The organism is Proteus sp. G2669 (genome assembly GCF_009915245.1).
In the GTDB taxonomy this organism is placed as follows: Bacteria; Pseudomonadota; Gammaproteobacteria; order Enterobacterales; family Enterobacteriaceae; genus Proteus.
The window spans coordinates 52,785-69,419 of the sequence record NZ_JAABLX010000026.1 but is presented as its reverse complement, the minus strand read 5'-3'; the positions used below and the strand labels follow the sequence as shown (position 1 = coordinate 69,419).

Sequence of the window (16,635 nt, the reverse complement as noted above, 5' to 3'; positions counted from 1 at the left end):
GAGATAACAAAGAGTAATATCGTAAAACCAATTCCCATTGTGAATACAATGGGAATTTTATTTATTAATGGGAGTTATTTTTTAATAATGAAATACCGTTTGCTAAAGCAAATGCTGTTAATTCTGCAAGTTGTCTAATTTCATATAGTGCTAATGGTGTTCTTTTTTCTCTTATCTCATGCACCATTTCTTCTAAACTTGTTTTGTTTTTTTCATCAGGTGACATATTCATCATTCTTTCAACGAGAAGCATTTCTATCGTTCTTCCAATACCACCAAGACAGTGAACTAAACTATTTGAATTAGCAGACGGCTTTATTTTTTCTTTTATAGAAAAAAGTGTCATTTCTAATTGAGTTGCATCTACTTCAGTATGATCTTTCCAATTAGGAATATGAACAAAATTTATTTTTTGAGTTCCCTGCGAGGAGTTTACTATCTTAGGATAAATTGTATAGTTCAATATATAGTCTTTATCTTTAACGATTATATTTTCTTTAGAGGTCTGACTTTTTACATTTACATCATTATAACTACTGTTACTCTCGAAATATTTTACATTTTTAATTTTATTTTTAATATCATCATCTGACGCAAGAATATAAACAGTCTCAATTTTATTTTCTATTAGAGAATTTAAATAATTAGCCATGTTTTTTACATCATTTTTAGGGTATTGCGAAGCAACCCTTAAAGAGTTATCTTGAGTACCGCTAATTATATTAGCGGGTAGTTTTTCATTATTATATTTTAATAGATTTTCATTACATAAATTCATCCCAAACCTAGAATTATCTATTTTTTCATATCGAGAAGATAAATAATTATTTGAAATTAAATTATTAAATAATATCTTACACGTATTTAAAATATTCACTATATCTGGGGCATCACTTTTTAGTTTACTGTTTACAGCCGTTAAAAAATCCGAAGAATTCGCTATGTTACGATTACCTTTCTCATCAAAAATATAAGCTGCAGGTTTTAAGATACTGAATGATTTTGTCTGAATAGGTACTTGTGTACTCAAATCCTGTGTAGTATTTCTTAATTCTCTAGGTGGTAAGTTTGGCGGATTATTCACTTTAACGCCCTTAGGCGGTAAAGCAGGCAGATTATCAATACTACTTGGTTGATTATATATTTGTTGAATTTTAGTAGTGTTATGTAATTTAGTGTTATGTAATTTAGGAGAACCCCCTATCATCGTTCTTGGTGCTAAATTAGGTGTATGCAATTTTTGATTGGTATTCCTAATATGACTAATACTATTATGAGCGACATTCTCTTTCTTAACATACCTCATTTCTAAATCTCTATTTATTTTTTCAACATTTGGACGGCTAAAAAAATTTACGATTGAAAACATATTTGACCCTTTTATAATTTACATTTAAATAAAAACCTCCAAATGTTATATTCACTTAAATTTTTAAATATAAAAAAAACATCTTTTTATAGCTAATGTTCATTTTAAGAAACACAAAAAACATAAAAATGCCGATACAGTTTAATAACATATCGGCATTTAAGTTAAAAAGGTAAAATCACTATCTAATTGATGAAGTTAGCTTACATTGTAGAAAATGTATTCATAATTATCCCACCAGAGATAATCAATGCCATCGAGAATATAGCTGGTAAATCTGGTTTTTGTTTATATAAAATCATCGCAACTAACGTCACACCCACAATACCAAAACCACACCACAGTGAATACGCTACACCCACAGGGATATATCCCATTGCACGCGTCAAGGCAAAATAACAAATACAGTAAGCAGCAATAACTAAAACAGAAGGCGCTAATTTACTAAAGCCATTTGTTTTTTTGATCATAGACGTGCCTGTGATTTCAGAACCGATAGACAGCGCCAGCCATAAGAATCCGGTAAACATAATTGTTATCCTTATTTATTTTAATAAACACTTATTTATCAAAAAATAGTTTTATTAAAAAATAGATTTATTAAGAAATAGATTTATTTATTAACTGGCGATGCAGTCTGTTTAATATTAGGAGTTTCAGTTGTTTCTTCTTCCTCTTCTTCTGATCCCATTTTGGAGAAGAGATTCATAATCACAATACCACTGGCAATAACAGCCATACCTATCATTGCCGCAGTATCAGGATGTTGACCATAAAACAACATACCTAAAGAAGAAACCACTAATATACCTGTACCAGACCATGTTGCATAAGCTAAACCAACTGGAATATTTTTCACTGCACGCGATAATGAGTAATAACAAATAACATAAAGAACAACAATTAAGCATAATAATAATGTTTTAGTTGTACCTTCACTATTATCAAACATTTTTAAGGTAGAGGTTGCTGAGGTTTCTGAAATAATAACCGCCAGCATCCAAAGCCATGATTTAGCTTTTGGTGACATAATAAGACTCCTGAGTTATCAGATATAGTTTAATATTAATTTTTTAAGCTTTTTAAATATTCAATAGCAGAATCTGTCAATTTACCTTGTGATAAACAGTATTCTCCAGGCTTATTCATTACTTCATTTAAAGTAATATAGCGATTATTATTTTCTTTTTTGATTTCAGGGTAACATTCAGTTTCTTTATTATGATTATTATCAATCAAGTGAGTTTCTATTTCATTGATGGAATAAAAAGAAACACCTAATAACTTTAATCTATTAATATTTTCCTGAATAAGCAGGTTGTACTCTTTATTTTTATTTAAACCTAAAATCTCATTTAATTCACTTTCTGGTTGGCAAAAATAAGGTAATGCAATGATAGGAATATTTTGAGCAAGTGCAGAATGAATTAGCTTTCCTTCTTCACTTATAAATAACCCGTTAATAATTTCACCCACCAGCTTTTTATCAAAATAAGGAACAAACAGTGCATGGTAAGTCGATAACTGCTGGCAATCGAACTCACTCGCATTATGTATTTCCCCTAGATGACGCCATTTCGACAAATCATGACTGACTTGTGCCTGTGTTGTGACAAAAAGAGAAAATCGAATATCAGAAAAAGTGTTGATACGTTGACAGATTTCATCTTGGTATCCCGGTGCAGGGGTAAGTGCTAACAATACCGACTTTTTCATTCTTTTTTCTATTTCAGCAACAATCCTTTCAATTAACTGATTGTCCATTACGTCACCTCATTGTCTTAGCTGACAATAAATACGCTATCGTTGTTACGAAGCCCAGCAGCATTAGCTTCATCAGTATCTATATGAAACTCAAGGGCAAACTTTTCACTAACACGAACAACGACTTCATCAAAAATCAGGCTACGCTCACCTTCTGTTTTTACATGTACCTTTTGTCCATTGATGACGTTTAACATTCTGGCGTCAATTTCGCTCATATGAATATGGCGTTGTGCGCAAATGACTTGTTCTTTTAATTCAACATGACCCGCTGGCCCCATTAAAACAGCATTGCCAGAACCAACTAAATCACCCGATTCACGTACTGGTGCTTTTATACCTAATGCAAAACAGTCAGCTTTTGAAATTTCTAATTGGCTTTGCGGACGAACTGGTCCTAAAACACGAACTTTACTGATCGAGCCTTTAGATCCCACAACAATTACACACTCTTTTGCTGCAAACTGACCCGGTTGTTTAAGATCTTTAAACGGAGTGAGTTGATAACCTTTGCCAAATAATGCTTCAACATCTTGTTGTGAAAGATGCACATGTCGATTAGAAATACCAACAGGGATTGCCATTCCTTGAGTTCCTCCCGACATCACGCCATGTGCAGGCAAACGAGATAGGATTTTTCCCATGAGTTGTTGATTAATCATTATTTTTTACCTTTACGGCCTTCTGGTTTGATCTCTTTCTTACTGCTTTGTACTTTGTCTGTTGTAGCTTTAGTTTCAGCAGCAATATTTTGAGCCTGTAAATCTGCAACGGCTTTTGTGGCCTCTAGCTTCTCAACTTCGTTTTTAACCGGGGCTTCAACGATTGTTTCAACGACTGTTTCAAGAGCAATTTCTGGCTTTTTTTCAGTAACAACCGGTGCTTTTTTCTTACTTTTTATGGTTAGTAATTTGGTGATAACACTTGGTTCTGGCCTTGCAATAACTAATGAACCAATCACTAGCTCTTTTTGGCTAACCACATCAACACCATGATCAACCGCAGTCCTTACTGCACTGATCTCGCCTTGAAAACAAATTGATACCAACCCAGATCCTACTTTTCGGTATCCTATAATTTCCACGTTTGCCGCTTTACAAGCCGCATCAGCCGCTTGAATGGCTGCGGTTAATCCTCGTGTTTCAATCACACCTAAACTGTTCATCTTTCTCTCCTACTTAGTGACGGACAAGACGGATATCGAAATCAAATTTCTTAAAGAAGGCTTCTAAACTGTCTAACTCTTCTGGTGTATAACTAGGATCGGTTTTTATTGGGTAGATCATTTCCAATTTTTCGTATTTATTACGCCCAAATTGATGATACGGAAGAATATCAATACGCTGAATATTGCCGCGTTTTGATAGCTCCATCGCGTAATTAATTGCTCCTGTAATTGCATCATAAGAGTCGTTATAACCTCTAACTAATGGCATACGAATAACCACATTGGCACCGAGATCCATTAAACGTTCTAAATTACGACGGACATTTTCATTACCAACGCCAAACAACGCTTTATGCTGAGTAGTATCAATGTGTTTGATATCAATCAGAAATTGATCAACGACTTCCGCTAATTTTTCATAATTCGCCACGTTAGTGGTCGCTTGCGTCTCCACTGCGGTATTGATCATCATCTTTTTACATTCTCGTAAAAGCGCAACCGCGAAATCAGTTTGTAGACTCATTTCACCGCCCCCGATTGTGACACCACCCCCTGAAGAGATGTAAAAGTCATAATCTTGCATGATGATTTTCATTAGTTCAGAAACAGAAACATCTTTTCCCATAATATCAAGAGCATCTGAAATACAGACCTCTTCACATTTACGGCAGCCGATGCAATCAACGCCACGATCAACACGGTGAACTTGCTTACCATTTTCATTGGTTGTCATGTAATGCACACCCGCAGGACAAACATCGACGCATTTACCGCAATCCACACACTTGTCGTGAGAGTACATCACTTGAAATTGACTGCTGAGACCTTCTGGATTGGAACACCAAGGGCAGCGGATATTACAGCCTTTTAAGAAAACGAGAGTACGAATACCATCACCATCATAAATAGAGTATTTTTGGATATTAAATATCCGCCCTCTTATTTCTGCTGCCGTCTCCATCTTTACGCCTCCAAATCTGCATCAAACATCCCTGTTCGATAAATTTAAATCTTGTCTTGTCGATTAAAAGGGATAGCCTGCGCCATCCCTATGGCTGTAATTAGAATTTCTCAATCACAGTACGACTGATAATTTCATCCTGAACTTCTTTACATAATTCAACGAAGTAAGCACTGTAGCCAGCAACACGGACAATTAAGTCACGGTATTTTTCAGGCTCTAATTGCGCTTTTTTCAGTACTTCATTATCGACATAGCTAAATTGCATCTGGCCATTACCTAAAATGGAAGCCGTTCTTAATAAGGTAATTAAACCTTGGCGGCCTTCATTGGTATCTAACAATCCTTTCAGGAATTTGAAGTTATGAACCATTCCGATATTCATGGTTTCAACATTCATTTTACTGATTGATTTAATAATCGCTGTTGGGCCATGTTTATCCGCACCTTGGGTTGGGCTGATACCATCTGATAATGGTTTCCATGCCAAACGACCATTTGGTGTAGCTGCGGTTAATTCGCCAATTGGCGTATTGTTAGAGATAGACAACGTGCCATGACTGAATGTGGAGTAGAGCATCTTATATTTACGACATTCACGCTCAGTCCATTCCGTTATATCCAACGCATATTGGTCAACAACATCATCATCGTTACCAAATTTCGGTGCGTTCAAGCAGTCACGTAATAACTCTTCTTGGCCTTCAAAATTCGCCAATAGACCGTCACGAATTTGTTCTAACGTGTATTTTTTATCTTCATAAACTAATTTACGAATAGCGGCCATTGAGTCCACATAAGTCGCTAAACCGGAGAAGATCAGACCTGGGCCATGGTTCACCATTGCACCACCTGCGGTCACATCTTTACCTTGTTCCATACAGCCTTCAACCAGTAAAGACATTAATGGTTTTGGTGCAATATCACGGTGAACACGTTGGCTGATCACTGTACCAATTGCCGATAAACGAACGATATGCGCTACTTGCTCTTTTACAGCGCGATCGAAATCTTCATAAGTACGCAGGTCACGTAAATCACCTGTATCTAGACCTTGATAGCTATCAAACAGCACCATACGACCGCGGTTTAATACAAACTCAATCGCGATAGGCCATTGGGTATAACCTGTTGATGTCCATTGATAAATACGGCCTGATTTTTGTGGTTCAACACACCCCATCAAGCAGTAGTCACGCGCATCTTCAAAATCGAAGCCTTTACGCAACATCATCTTGATATGAGAATCATCGAAGTGACATGCAGGGAAGCCCATACCGGCTTTAACCACATCAACAATTTTTTCCATGTATTGCTGTGGTGATTGGTTATGAATACGACATGCTAATGATGGTTGATACACTTTTACAAAACGTACAGCATCCATAATTAGGTACGTTAAATCATTACACGCATCGCCACCTGTACGTTTTTGTCCACCGATGGTTAAGTTGATAAATGGTTGATAACCAGCAAAATATTTCGCACCTAACTCACTCGACATCCACATTAATTCAGCACATTTGATGATAAAGGCTTGCATCATTTCCAGTGCTTGCTCACGAGTTAAACGCCCTGATTTGATGTCGTTTTCATACATTGGGAAGCAGTATTGATCTAAGCGACCTAAAGAAAGACCCGTTTGGTTTTCTTCAACTTCAAACAATGACTCGACTGTCCAAATACTTTGCAAGGCTTCTTGCAGTGTTTTTGGTGGATTTGCGGGTACATTTTCGTTGACTTGAGCAATCGTCAGTAGCTCTTCACGACGTTGAGGATTGCTCTCTTTTGATGCTAATTCACGTGCATGTTCTGCAATGCGATGTGCATAAGCAATCACACCTTCACAGCTTTCAATAGAGGCTTTATAGAAGTAGATACGGTCAATATCAGCTGGATTTTCCATGCTTAATTCAGCTAATTTAGCTTGCGCATCGGCTTTAATACCGTTCATACCTTTGGTGAATAACAGAACGTCATAACCTGGGCAAGTATCGCCACCACCATTGATTTGGTGATAAGAAAGATCACTCACAAAGGTTTCACCACTAAATTCCCACACACCTGCTTCGCGATATTGAGCTTCACAGATCTCATCCAGAGAGCGCCCTTCCCAGAATGGAACAATCTCTTCACGAATAACTTTTTTGTCTTCTTCTGAAATTTGGAATGGATCTTGTGGACGCGTGCTCATAGTATCGAGTTCATCACGAACCCAACGCCATGCGATATCAGGAGAGAAAGCGCCAGCACGCGGTTTTCCACAAGGGTGTCCAACAATCAGCTCTTCATCTTGAATTAAAATAGGTGCGGTTTCACAAGCACGACGGAATGCTTTTGCACGTAGTAAAATCGGTGGTAAACCTGGATTATTACGAGCAATCTCAGTAAATGCTAATGCTCTGTAGATAGAAACGCTTGGACGTGCTTCTAAATAACGGTTACGTAAACGTTGTAAGCGAGGTGTTAAACCTTCCATCACTTTGAATTCGCTCGCGTCTGCCGTTGGTGCAACAACACTTGCTGAAGGTGCAGCATATTGTGGCTGTGAATTCATACGACCGTTGTATAAACGCACTTGCAGTGAACTGTGTAATGTTGACAAATTCGCGCGCGCTGATAGCAACATTTCTGATAATTCGTTGATGCTTACTCGGGGATCGTTAATATCAACACCCTGAGTCATGGCATCAAACATTGGATAGCCATCAACTTCTTTGGTCGCACGTACTTCGGAAAGCTCTGCTAATTTCAGCCAAACACTTTCAACGATTTCATAAGCCTGTGCTTGTGTTAAACGACCTTGGTCGAGATCACGTTGATAGAATGGATAAAGTGCTTTATCAAATCCCATTGGATTGATGGCATAACTGCCATTTTCCAGATGTAAGACTAATTGCAGTAAATAGAAAACTTGAACTGCTTCTTTAAAGGTTTCTGCTGGTTTTGCTGGTACTTTTCGTAATACCGCAGCGCTATCTAATAATTCTGCTTTACGGTATGGGTTACCTTCCATTGCGGCTAAATTCTCTGCTTTTGCAGATAGAATTTGTGCAAAATATAGCGCTGCATCACATGCATAAATAGCTGATTTACAGTAATTAGCTTCATCCATACTGCTACGATTTACGGCACTACCAATGCTTCTAATTCTGTCTTCAAGCTGAGCTTTAATTGCTAAGAAACCTTGGTTTACCACCAGCATGTAATCAGGTGATGCAACGCTATTGTTAATACTTAAGAAACGGTAGATAGAGTCGCTACGCACTTCTTCTTCAGTGTGGAAAATCGCGCCACGTGGTGTTGATGATTGACTGCCGATAATCAATTCATCTTGTGCAATGTAGCTTGGAAAATGACGAATAAATTCATAAAAACGTTGCGCAGGTTTAATCGCTTGGGGCACACCTGCAATGCTGTTGTCTAATGAATCAAAAATGGTTGCACGCTCTGTGCTGATGGAGCTATTACGTGAAACTAAACGTTCTGCCAGCATTTTTACGCGTGGCGTCAAAGAATATTTGCCCATGTGAGGCTCTCCTGATGTTCTTTACTTGACCTAATCGGTATTAATTCGGTTGAGCATTAACTGTGTGATACACCGGCAAATGCCTGACGATACAATGTTTCTAATTGGTGTGTGTTTACGTCACGCGGATTTGTCGGCGTACAGCTATCTCGTAAAGCCTGTCCGACCATTTCCGTTAAACGGGCATAAAAGTCCGCTTCACTGACACCGGTATCGCGAATACTCTTCGGCATACCCATTTCATCTTTCAATACATTAATAGCGACGATTAAACTGGTGACCCCTTCTCTTACCGTATTAGCCGGAAGTCCTAGGCTTTGAGCAAGATAGGCGTAACGCTTGGCTGCTTCGCTATTACAATCACCATGAAAATTCGCATTAAAAGCAATAACATGCGTCATCAATAACGCATTTGCTCTACCGTGAGGAACGTGAAATACACCGCCTAATGCGTGAGCAAGACTGTGTGTAATACCCAGCGAGGCGTTAGTAAATGCCATTCCTGCAATGCAAGATGCGTTATGCATTTTTTCACGGGCAAGTAAGTTGTCACCTTGATGATGGCAATCAATAAGATGGCTAAACACTAACTTGACGGCTTTCTCTGCCATTGCATCAGAAAAATCAGAAGCAGCTTTAGAAACATATGCTTCTAGTGCATGGCAAAGCACATCCATTCCCGTATCAGCAGTAATTGCTGGCGGTACAGACTTCACCAACTCAGGATCGAGAATGGCGACATCAGGCAACATAAACTCATCAACCAAGACCAATTTTTCACTGCGTGACTTAATCACTGAAAATGAGGTCACTTCCGAACCTGTACCACTGGTGGTTGGGATCGCAATAAATTGTGGTTTTGTTCTGTTGCTCTCTTTACGGGTATGCCAGAGGGAGTACATAACGGCTTTCGCGGCATCAATCACCGACCCACCACCGAGTGCGATAACCAAATCTGGATAATGGGCATCCATGATTTTCATACCACTCACAATGGCTGAAATATCAGGATCTGACGCAACATCATCGTAAACTTGGAACTCGATACCCCGTTGCAATAATTTATCGGTAACTTTATTTGCAAAGCCAAACTTCACCATTGCTTTATCTGTCACCACAAATGCGCGGCGGGCAGTTAACCCAGAGAGAAAATTCAGTGCATTGGTGCCAAACTGAATTTTGGGTTTTATCAGAAACTCACTCATGTCGTTATTACTCCTTACTGTCCCGATAAACCTTCTCAACAATGGCAACCACTGACATCGCTTTGTAACGTTCTTTGTTCAGTGCAAAATATTCTTCAGCCAACACAACATCGTTGATACCTGCACCTACACTATCCACTGCCACATAAGTTTTGTTTTTCAGTGGCTTAAGCTCATCATCTAAAGTGGCAATCATTAATAAATTGCTGCCTTTAAGTTCTGGGCTTTTTTGTGTCGCTACTACGTGTCCGATTACCTTTGCGAGGATCATGGTTTATATCGCCTTATATCAATGAGTTACTTACTCAGACGTCCGAGAACTTCCTTGATAATGCGTTCCACGTTTTCTTCAGTAATATCACCTTGTTCAATCACTTGTTGCGCGCAAGCACTTACCGTTGTTGCATAAGGAGACGCACCAAAGCGATCATCACCTTCAGTTTGACGTTGTGCAGTTGCACACTCAGCATGAACAGGCGTTAAAGAAGGTGAACGAAAACGATCATCATCAAGAATGCTGGTCTGGTGATTTGCACTGGAAACAGAGCAAGCAGAAACAGCAGGTTGAGCAGCTTCTTGTGCTAAAGGACAAGGTTGTTTTAACTCTTCGACGGTACGCACGCCATAACCCACTTTACGAATATTCAGTAAATTCATTGGGCCGACATTGTCAGAGCTAGAACCGCCACCTACAGCCCCACAGCCTAAGGTTAACGCTGGAGTAATATTAGTGGTTGCACCGATGCCACCTAATGCCGCTGGGGTATTAATCAGAATACGGTTAACCGGTTTTTCTAGAGAAAACTGACGAATAACATCTTCATTTTTGGTATGAATAACTAAGGTATGACCTAAGCCTTCATTAGTCAGTAATTGCACCACACGATCGCACGCTGATTTCCAATCTTCTTCGATATACATCCCTAAGATTGGGCATAGTTTTTCGCGTGAATACGGATTTTTAGGTGAAACGGTATCTTGTAATGCGATTAATACACGCGTATTTGCTGGCACACTAAAACCTGCACGCTGACTTAAATAAATCGCATCTTTACCCACAACGGCTGGGTTAATTGTGCCGTTAGCACGCAGCAACATTGAAGCCACTTTGGTTGCTTCTTCGTCATTCATAAAGTAAGCACCTTGCGCTAATAGCTCACGGTGAACTTCGTTATAAATGCAACGTTCAACGATAATGGATTGCTCTGATGCACAGATAACGCCATTGTCGAATGTTTTACTGGTGATGATATCGCTCACTGCTTTTTTGATATCTGCACTGCGTTCAATAAAGGCAGGGCCATTACCTGGGCCACCACTGATGGTTGGCGTACCTGATGCATAAGCAGCACGCACCATACCTTCGCCACCAGTAGCTAAAATTAATGACACATCTTTGCTGTGCATTAATTCTTTTGTCGCTTCCAGTGTCAGTAATGTCACACCATCAACAATACCTGCTGGTGCTCCAGCCTCTAAAGCGGCTTTTTTAACAATTTCTAACGCACGGAAACTGCACTGTTTTGCATTTGGATGCGGAGAGAAAATAATCGCATTACCCGCTTTCAGTGCAATTAGGGTTTTATAGATAATGGTTGATGTTGGGTTAGTTGAAGGCACTAACGCCGTGATAACACCTAAAGGCACGCCAACATCCATGACTTTTTTCACTTTATCGTCATTGATAATGCCAACGGTCTTCATGTCTTTCATATGTTCATACACACGCAATGACGCGAAGGTATTTTTCAGAACTTTGTCTTCCCACTTACCAAAGCCTGTCTCTTCGTTTGCCATTTTTGCCAGCTCTTCTGCGTGACGAGCTGCTTCAAACGCAATGTGTTTTACGATACTGTCGATTTTTTCCTGCGAAAATTTAGCATAAACAAGTTGTGCATTTTTCGCGTTACGAACTAGCTCACGAGCCAGTTGTCTGGATTGCAAATCTTTATCTAATGCAACCATGTCTTCCCCCATACAGGAGTTAAAAAATTTAGCTGAATAACTTATTTCTTTGCTTTACAGCACGCCTGAATAATTAGGCTTTATGCTGTTGTGCGATTTTCTCGATATCGTTATGCGGTCTTGCAATAACACGAGAAGTCACCACGGTGCCGATACGTTTTGCCGCTTCAACACCTGACTCAACCGCTGCATTTACTGCACCGACATCGCCTTTCACCATTGCTGTCACTAAACCTGAACCGACGTTTTCATAACCAATCAGTTCAACATTGGCTGCTTTGCACATTGCATCAGCAGCTTCAATGCAAGCGACAAGACCTTTGGTTTCAACTAGACCTAGTGCTTCTTTCATATTTATTTCCTTCGTTATTCAGTCACTTTGTACTGGGCAACGATTTTTTGAATATCGTTATGTGGACGAGCGATGACTAATGAAGTCACAACAGTACCAACACGTTGAGCAGCTTCTAAGCCAGATTCCACAGCGGCTTTAACGGCACCTACATCACCTTTCACCATTGCAGTCACTAAACCTGAACCCACATTTTCGTAGCCGATTAACTCAACATTTGCCGCTTTACACATCACGTCTGCAGCTTCAATACAAGCCACCAGCCCTTGAGTTTCAATAAGTCCTAATGCATCACCCATACGTTCTCCTAAGGCAAAAACTATGCCTTGTGTTTGATAACAATCTTGTTGATGTCATTGTGAGGACGAGCAATCACGAGCGATGTAACAACTTCACCCACGCGTTGTGCTGACTCCACACCTGAATCCACAGCAGCTTTCACTGCGCCTACGTCGCCTTTCACCATCGCAGTCACGAGACCTGAACCCACATTTTCATAGCCAATAAGTTCAACGTTCGCGGCTTTACACATAGCGTCAGCGGCTTCAATACATGCCACCAGACCTTTGGTTTCAATCAGACCTAATGCATCACCCATTTTCATTTCCTCCGAGAAGCCGTTTAACGGTTTACGTTTGCCCATTGTGTCTGCGTGGTGATTTTTTAAACGCAGACTTTGGTTTCAAAATCACTATAACGCGCAAAAAACAAAACAAAATATAAATCCACAATGGTGATATATATAGAATTTAACTCTGATATTTAGTGTTTTTTATCTCTCTATTTATTTAACCATGCTGTTTATTTACTTTTTTCATCGTTATAAATTTATTAGCCCCCACAAAAAATAGATTAAAAAACAGACAAATAAACTTTGTTAGGAGGATGTTTAAAAGGTGCAAAAAGCCAGTACATATCGATGGGAAAGATGTGCGGAATATCACTGATAATTCAACGTAAGATCAATAATTGAAAAAGGCTAAATCAAGTCTATATACAAATCGTGCTATTTTTTTATTGATAATGTATTTATTTAATCTAAACCCTTACAACAGGTATAAAAAAGTGGAAAGGGTCACGTTTTATCTAATACCTATACACGAGGCCTACACGAATAATAAAATGAGAAAAGTAGCGTTTACTGGAAAGGCACAAACCTACGACTAAGCATTTATGCTTGTTTAAGGAAAGTTTTCAGTCTGTACAACAAAGGAAGGTAAAAGAGGGAAAGTAATCACACAATAACAGTGAATATACGAAAAAGAATGGAGCGTAATAAATTAGCTCTTAGAATACAGAAAAGGTGGAAACAGATGTACCACCTTATAATAAAAACAAGATCAGATAATTAGGATCAGTTAATCAAATTTACTACCTGGTTTTAAGGTACAAATATAGAGAGGTGAATTAAGCGAACTTAATAGTAAGGTTTTCTCATTAAGCTTTTGTGCATTAATAAATAACCCATCATGACTATCTGACATTTCGCGCATAAAATAATCAAAAATAACATCTGGGGATTCATCAATTGATGATGCACTAGCATCCCATTGGCTAACAAAATAGTGACGTTCTGTCGGTGAAACACGCTTGGTCGTATAATCAAATTTCACATAACGTTGTAAATACAACCATCCTGGTTTTGAGGTGGTATAGCCTTCAACAACAATCGATCCTTTACCATTGGCACCAAATGAAAAATGAATATTACCATTTACATTTTCATCTTCCATATTTTCAAAACGCATAATGCCTTTGGTTGAGCAAACCATGACACCTTCATTTTTAATCGTTAATAATCTTGTTGCTGCATAAGTGGCGACCAAGATAAAAATCAGGGCCGATAAAAAACATAAAAGTTTCCCTGAGATTTTCATTAGTATTTCCAAGAATAGTAAAAGTAATTATCGCAATAACTAAATGGGTTATCTTCGTTCTTTGCACAATGTGCTAAAAATACCCGCCCTAATCCATTTGTTTGTAATTTATCACCATAAAAGAAAACAAATCGCTCACCTTTTACACACTGTAAATTAAGCTTCTTTCTTACCGCATCAAAATTGCGAACATAATTATCACTTACCGCAGTATTAATCATGGCTTCATTAGAAAGTAATTCACAATCATTGTGTGTTAATGGTGTTAGTGAAATTGGCTTTGATTGATGTTGGTTAAAAAAGATGATCACAGCAAGAAATACCGCACCGAATAAAAAACCAATGCTGGCTAAATACCAACAAATTTCTGTTTTTTGTTTTTTTTGTGTTACTTCTGTTTGTGTTATATTTAATGGAGTTTGATCGGCAACCGAAGATAAAGACGTTGTTTCCTCTGCTGTTTTATTTTCATCTTCAGCTAAAGAAAGCGCTTTTTCATTTATTTGAGTTAAAGGCAATAGCGTTGAGTCATCAATTAACTCAACAGAAATATCTGGATTAAACTCTAATCGTCCTTTCGCAATGGTAACAATGATATTTTCAATACCATAATGGCGAAATGTCTTTCGTAATAAACTCAAATATTGGTTTAAATTACTGTTTGATGAAACTAACCCATTATCATCCCAAACACGTTTTAATACTTCATCGCGATTAACTACTCCAGGGTGCTGAATAAAATAAAAAAGTAACGCATTTGCGGTAATAGAAAGATGTGTATCAACACTGTCTTTTTCTAATGATATCGCGCCATCCGTTGCGTCGTAATAAATTAAGGCATTTATTTTGTATTTCATTGTGCCCTCATTCATCCTGATTAAAATTACTGATTTGCTGTGTTTGCCATATAGTCAAATGTCATTTCAGATAATCTTTCGACTAATGCGCTACGCTCCTCTTGTGAGATAGTAGGGCCTTCTGTTAATTCAGATAACCAAAGACCATCTGCGGCATAACGAATTAAAGTACCTAAATAACTATTATCTAATTTATCGCCTTTGGCTAAATGGTCTAGCATCCAATCTCGCCAGCATTTACGCATAATAGGCTCGTTTGGCATAGCTAAAGACAGTATGGCTAATTGACGGCTTTCGTCTGACTGTTTTAAATCAGAAATATAAGTTAAATATGCGCGAGAAAAACGCCCTGCTTCAATAGGATCATTTTCCATAATAACTGCAATTCGGCTATCCATAATTCCTAATAACCGCTTAAACACTGCCTGCACTAATTCTAATTTCCCAGGGAAATGATGAAGTAACCCACCTTTACTTACACCCGCTTCTTTTGCTACGGCATTTAAAGAAAGAGAGGCTATTCCCTCATTAGCCACAATAACACTTGCCGCTTCCAATAATTGCTCTTGAACTCGGATAGGGTCTTTTTTTCGGTGATGTGCAGTCGTATTCATGCATAGGATAATACCGACCAGTCGGTATGTTCCTTATTGATCAAAATCAATCTGATTTCGACTGATGCTTATTATATGTAAATAATGCAGTTGACTTCACATTCCTTTATTTTCAATTAAAATTGATTTAAAAAATTAAAATTATTTTATAAAATTGATCTAAGTAATAAACTAAAAAAAATAAAATAATATAAGTTTGATTTTTATCAAAAAAAATGTGGATCTAGTTTTTTATTAAAAATGATAGCTTAGGAAAAAATAAAGAAATCAATATTTATTAATTTCTTTATTTTAATAAGAAACTATTTTATCGAAGAAAAATTAGTTTTTATTTCGTCAATTGCCTGATTTATTATTTTATCCAAATAAGATCTTTTTCTTTTAAAATCTATTGTTGCATAAATATGTTCTTTATTTTTTTCACTCTGAGTAGTCGTATCACTTGTTTTTTTGTCTCTAACACCATTATCAATAAAAATATTATTAACCTCTTCATATATAGGTTCATCTTTGTTAAATTCATTATTTATTATTTTATCCAAATAAGATCTTTTTCTTTTAAAATCTATTGTTGCATAAATATGTTCTTTATTTTTTTCACTCTGAGTAGTCGTATCACTTGTTTTTTTGTCTCTAACACCATTATCAATAAAAATATTATTAACCTCTTCATATATAGGTTCATCTTTGTTAAATTCATTATTTATTGCTAATTTTTTTTCATTTTGAATATTAAGAGCACTTTCTCTTAGCATTTCATATGTTGAATGCTTTGGAGCATTAAAAGAATCATTACGAATATGGCGTGCTATAACAGGATGTCGGTATTCAACATTGTTATTAAATAATCCTGTTATACTCGAACCAATGTAATAAAAAAAATCCATAATTTTATTTTTTAAATCTAGATTATCTATTGTTGCTTTTATTTGTGAAAACGACGTTCTAACAGAATCGATAATACTCATTAAATA

General features: G+C 37.5%; 18 protein-coding genes. All 18 read right to left on the bottom strand.

Features of this window, described 5'->3' with window-relative positions:
- Positions 1-64: 64 nt before the first annotated feature.
- Positions 65-1,369 carry a protein-tyrosine phosphatase family protein gene (locus tag GWI68_RS07850; RefSeq protein WP_166539910.1) on the bottom strand — a complete coding sequence of 435 codons (1,305 nt, stop codon included), beginning with the start codon at positions 1,367-1,369 and terminating at the stop codon, positions 65-67.
- Positions 1,370-1,572: 203 nt separating this feature from the next.
- Positions 1,573-1,899 carry a multidrug efflux SMR transporter gene (locus tag GWI68_RS07845; RefSeq protein WP_004245856.1) on the bottom strand — a complete coding sequence of 109 codons (327 nt, stop codon included), beginning with the start codon at positions 1,897-1,899 and terminating at the stop codon, positions 1,573-1,575.
- An 83-nt stretch (positions 1,900-1,982) separates the two neighbouring features.
- A complete protein-coding gene (locus GWI68_RS07840) occupies positions 1,983-2,399 on the bottom strand; it encodes a multidrug efflux SMR transporter (RefSeq protein ID WP_166539909.1) in 417 nt (138 codons plus the stop codon).
- Positions 2,400-2,434: 35 nt separating this feature from the next.
- A complete protein-coding gene (locus GWI68_RS07835; protein ID WP_166539908.1) occupies positions 2,435-3,133 on the bottom strand; it encodes a hypothetical protein in 699 nt (232 codons plus the stop codon).
- Positions 3,134-3,150: 17 nt separating this feature from the next.
- Positions 3,151-3,795: a phosphate propanoyltransferase gene (locus GWI68_RS07830; protein WP_166539907.1), complete on the bottom strand. Its 645-nt coding sequence runs from the start codon at positions 3,793-3,795 to the stop codon at positions 3,151-3,153.
- The gene (locus GWI68_RS07825; protein ID WP_166539906.1) at positions 3,795-4,298 is read right to left on the bottom strand and encodes a BMC domain-containing protein; all 504 of its coding nucleotides are present in this window, start codon (positions 4,296-4,298) and stop codon (positions 3,795-3,797) included. Before GWI68_RS07825 ends, GWI68_RS07830 begins: the two co-directional genes overlap by 1 nt.
- Positions 4,299-4,311: 13 nt before the next feature.
- Positions 4,312-5,262: a choline TMA-lyase-activating enzyme gene (cutD, locus tag GWI68_RS07820; RefSeq protein ID WP_109408425.1), complete on the bottom strand. Its 951-nt coding sequence runs from the start codon at positions 5,260-5,262 to the stop codon at positions 4,312-4,314.
- Between the two features lie 100 nt (positions 5,263-5,362).
- The gene (gene cutC, locus GWI68_RS07815) at positions 5,363-8,791 is read right to left on the bottom strand and encodes a choline trimethylamine-lyase (RefSeq protein WP_166539905.1); all 3,429 of its coding nucleotides are present in this window, start codon (positions 8,789-8,791) and stop codon (positions 5,363-5,365) included.
- Between the two features lie 56 nt (positions 8,792-8,847).
- Positions 8,848-9,996, bottom strand: coding sequence for a 1-propanol dehydrogenase PduQ (locus tag GWI68_RS07810; RefSeq protein WP_166539904.1), 1,149 nt, complete (start codon positions 9,994-9,996; stop codon positions 8,848-8,850).
- A 7-nt stretch (positions 9,997-10,003) separates the two neighbouring features.
- Positions 10,004-10,267 (bottom strand): EutN/CcmL family microcompartment protein, encoded by a 264-nt coding sequence (locus GWI68_RS07805; RefSeq protein WP_036934514.1) that lies wholly within the window; start codon positions 10,265-10,267, stop codon positions 10,004-10,006.
- A gap of 26 nt (positions 10,268-10,293) precedes the next feature.
- On the bottom strand, positions 10,294-11,961 hold the full coding sequence (locus GWI68_RS07800; RefSeq protein ID WP_109408428.1) for an acetaldehyde dehydrogenase (acetylating): 1,668 nt from the start codon (positions 11,959-11,961) through the stop codon (positions 10,294-10,296).
- Between the two features lie 73 nt (positions 11,962-12,034).
- Positions 12,035-12,313 carry a BMC domain-containing protein gene (locus GWI68_RS07795; protein WP_006536328.1) on the bottom strand — a complete coding sequence of 93 codons (279 nt, stop codon included), beginning with the start codon at positions 12,311-12,313 and terminating at the stop codon, positions 12,035-12,037.
- Positions 12,314-12,327: 14 nt separating this feature from the next.
- On the bottom strand, positions 12,328-12,612 hold the full coding sequence (locus tag GWI68_RS07790) for a BMC domain-containing protein (protein WP_166539903.1): 285 nt from the start codon (positions 12,610-12,612) through the stop codon (positions 12,328-12,330).
- A gap of 20 nt (positions 12,613-12,632) precedes the next feature.
- Complete coding sequence (locus tag GWI68_RS07785) at positions 12,633-12,911, bottom strand: BMC domain-containing protein (RefSeq protein ID WP_004249182.1); 279 nt, start codon at positions 12,909-12,911, stop codon at positions 12,633-12,635.
- 760 nt (positions 12,912-13,671) lie between these two features.
- A complete protein-coding gene (locus tag GWI68_RS07780; protein ID WP_166539902.1) occupies positions 13,672-14,190 on the bottom strand; it encodes a FidL-like protein in 519 nt (172 codons plus the stop codon).
- Positions 14,190-15,047: a winged helix-turn-helix domain-containing protein gene (locus GWI68_RS07775; protein ID WP_166539901.1), complete on the bottom strand. Its 858-nt coding sequence runs from the start codon at positions 15,045-15,047 to the stop codon at positions 14,190-14,192. The genes GWI68_RS07780 and GWI68_RS07775 overlap by 1 nt, the downstream gene beginning before the upstream one ends.
- 26 nt (positions 15,048-15,073) lie before the next feature.
- Positions 15,074-15,661, bottom strand: coding sequence for a TetR/AcrR family transcriptional regulator (locus tag GWI68_RS07770; protein WP_088494441.1), 588 nt, complete (start codon positions 15,659-15,661; stop codon positions 15,074-15,076).
- A 302-nt stretch (positions 15,662-15,963) separates the two neighbouring features.
- Entirely contained in the window at positions 15,964-16,629 is a 666-nt protein-coding gene (locus GWI68_RS07765; protein WP_166539900.1) for a hypothetical protein, read from the bottom strand.
- Positions 16,630-16,635 lie beyond the last annotated feature (6 nt).

Coding starts and splice junctions, on each gene's coding strand:
- GWI68_RS07850 (WP_166539910.1), bottom strand. CDS start 1,369: ATGTTTTCAATCGTAAATTTTTTTAGCCGTCCAAATGTTGAAAAAATA.
- GWI68_RS07845 (WP_004245856.1), bottom strand. CDS start 1,899: ATGTTTACCGGATTCTTATGGCTGGCGCTGTCTATCGGTTCTGAAATC.
- GWI68_RS07840 (WP_166539909.1), bottom strand. CDS start 2,399: ATGTCACCAAAAGCTAAATCATGGCTTTGGATGCTGGCGGTTATTATT.
- GWI68_RS07835 (WP_166539908.1), bottom strand. CDS start 3,133: ATGGACAATCAGTTAATTGAAAGGATTGTTGCTGAAATAGAAAAAAGA.
- GWI68_RS07830 (WP_166539907.1), bottom strand. CDS start 3,795: ATGATTAATCAACAACTCATGGGAAAAATCCTATCTCGTTTGCCTGCA.
- GWI68_RS07825 (WP_166539906.1), bottom strand. CDS start 4,298: ATGAACAGTTTAGGTGTGATTGAAACACGAGGATTAACCGCAGCCATT.
- cutD (WP_109408425.1), bottom strand. CDS start 5,262: ATGGAGACGGCAGCAGAAATAAGAGGGCGGATATTTAATATCCAAAAA.
- cutC (WP_166539905.1), bottom strand. CDS start 8,791: ATGGGCAAATATTCTTTGACGCCACGCGTAAAAATGCTGGCAGAACGT.
- GWI68_RS07810 (WP_166539904.1), bottom strand. CDS start 9,996: ATGAGTGAGTTTCTGATAAAACCCAAAATTCAGTTTGGCACCAATGCA.
- GWI68_RS07805 (WP_036934514.1), bottom strand. CDS start 10,267: ATGATCCTCGCAAAGGTAATCGGACACGTAGTAGCGACACAAAAAAGC.
- GWI68_RS07800 (WP_109408428.1), bottom strand. CDS start 11,961: ATGGTTGCATTAGATAAAGATTTGCAATCCAGACAACTGGCTCGTGAG.
- GWI68_RS07795 (WP_006536328.1), bottom strand. CDS start 12,313: ATGAAAGAAGCACTAGGTCTAGTTGAAACCAAAGGTCTTGTCGCTTGC.
- GWI68_RS07790 (WP_166539903.1), bottom strand. CDS start 12,612: ATGGGTGATGCATTAGGACTTATTGAAACTCAAGGGCTGGTGGCTTGT.
- GWI68_RS07785 (WP_004249182.1), bottom strand. CDS start 12,911: ATGGGTGATGCATTAGGTCTGATTGAAACCAAAGGTCTGGTGGCATGT.
- GWI68_RS07780 (WP_166539902.1), bottom strand. CDS start 14,190: ATGAAAATCTCAGGGAAACTTTTATGTTTTTTATCGGCCCTGATTTTT.
- GWI68_RS07775 (WP_166539901.1), bottom strand. CDS start 15,047: ATGAAATACAAAATAAATGCCTTAATTTATTACGACGCAACGGATGGC.
- GWI68_RS07770 (WP_088494441.1), bottom strand. CDS start 15,661: ATGAATACGACTGCACATCACCGAAAAAAAGACCCTATCCGAGTTCAA.
- GWI68_RS07765 (WP_166539900.1), bottom strand. CDS start 16,629: ATGAGTATTATCGATTCTGTTAGAACGTCGTTTTCACAAATAAAAGCA.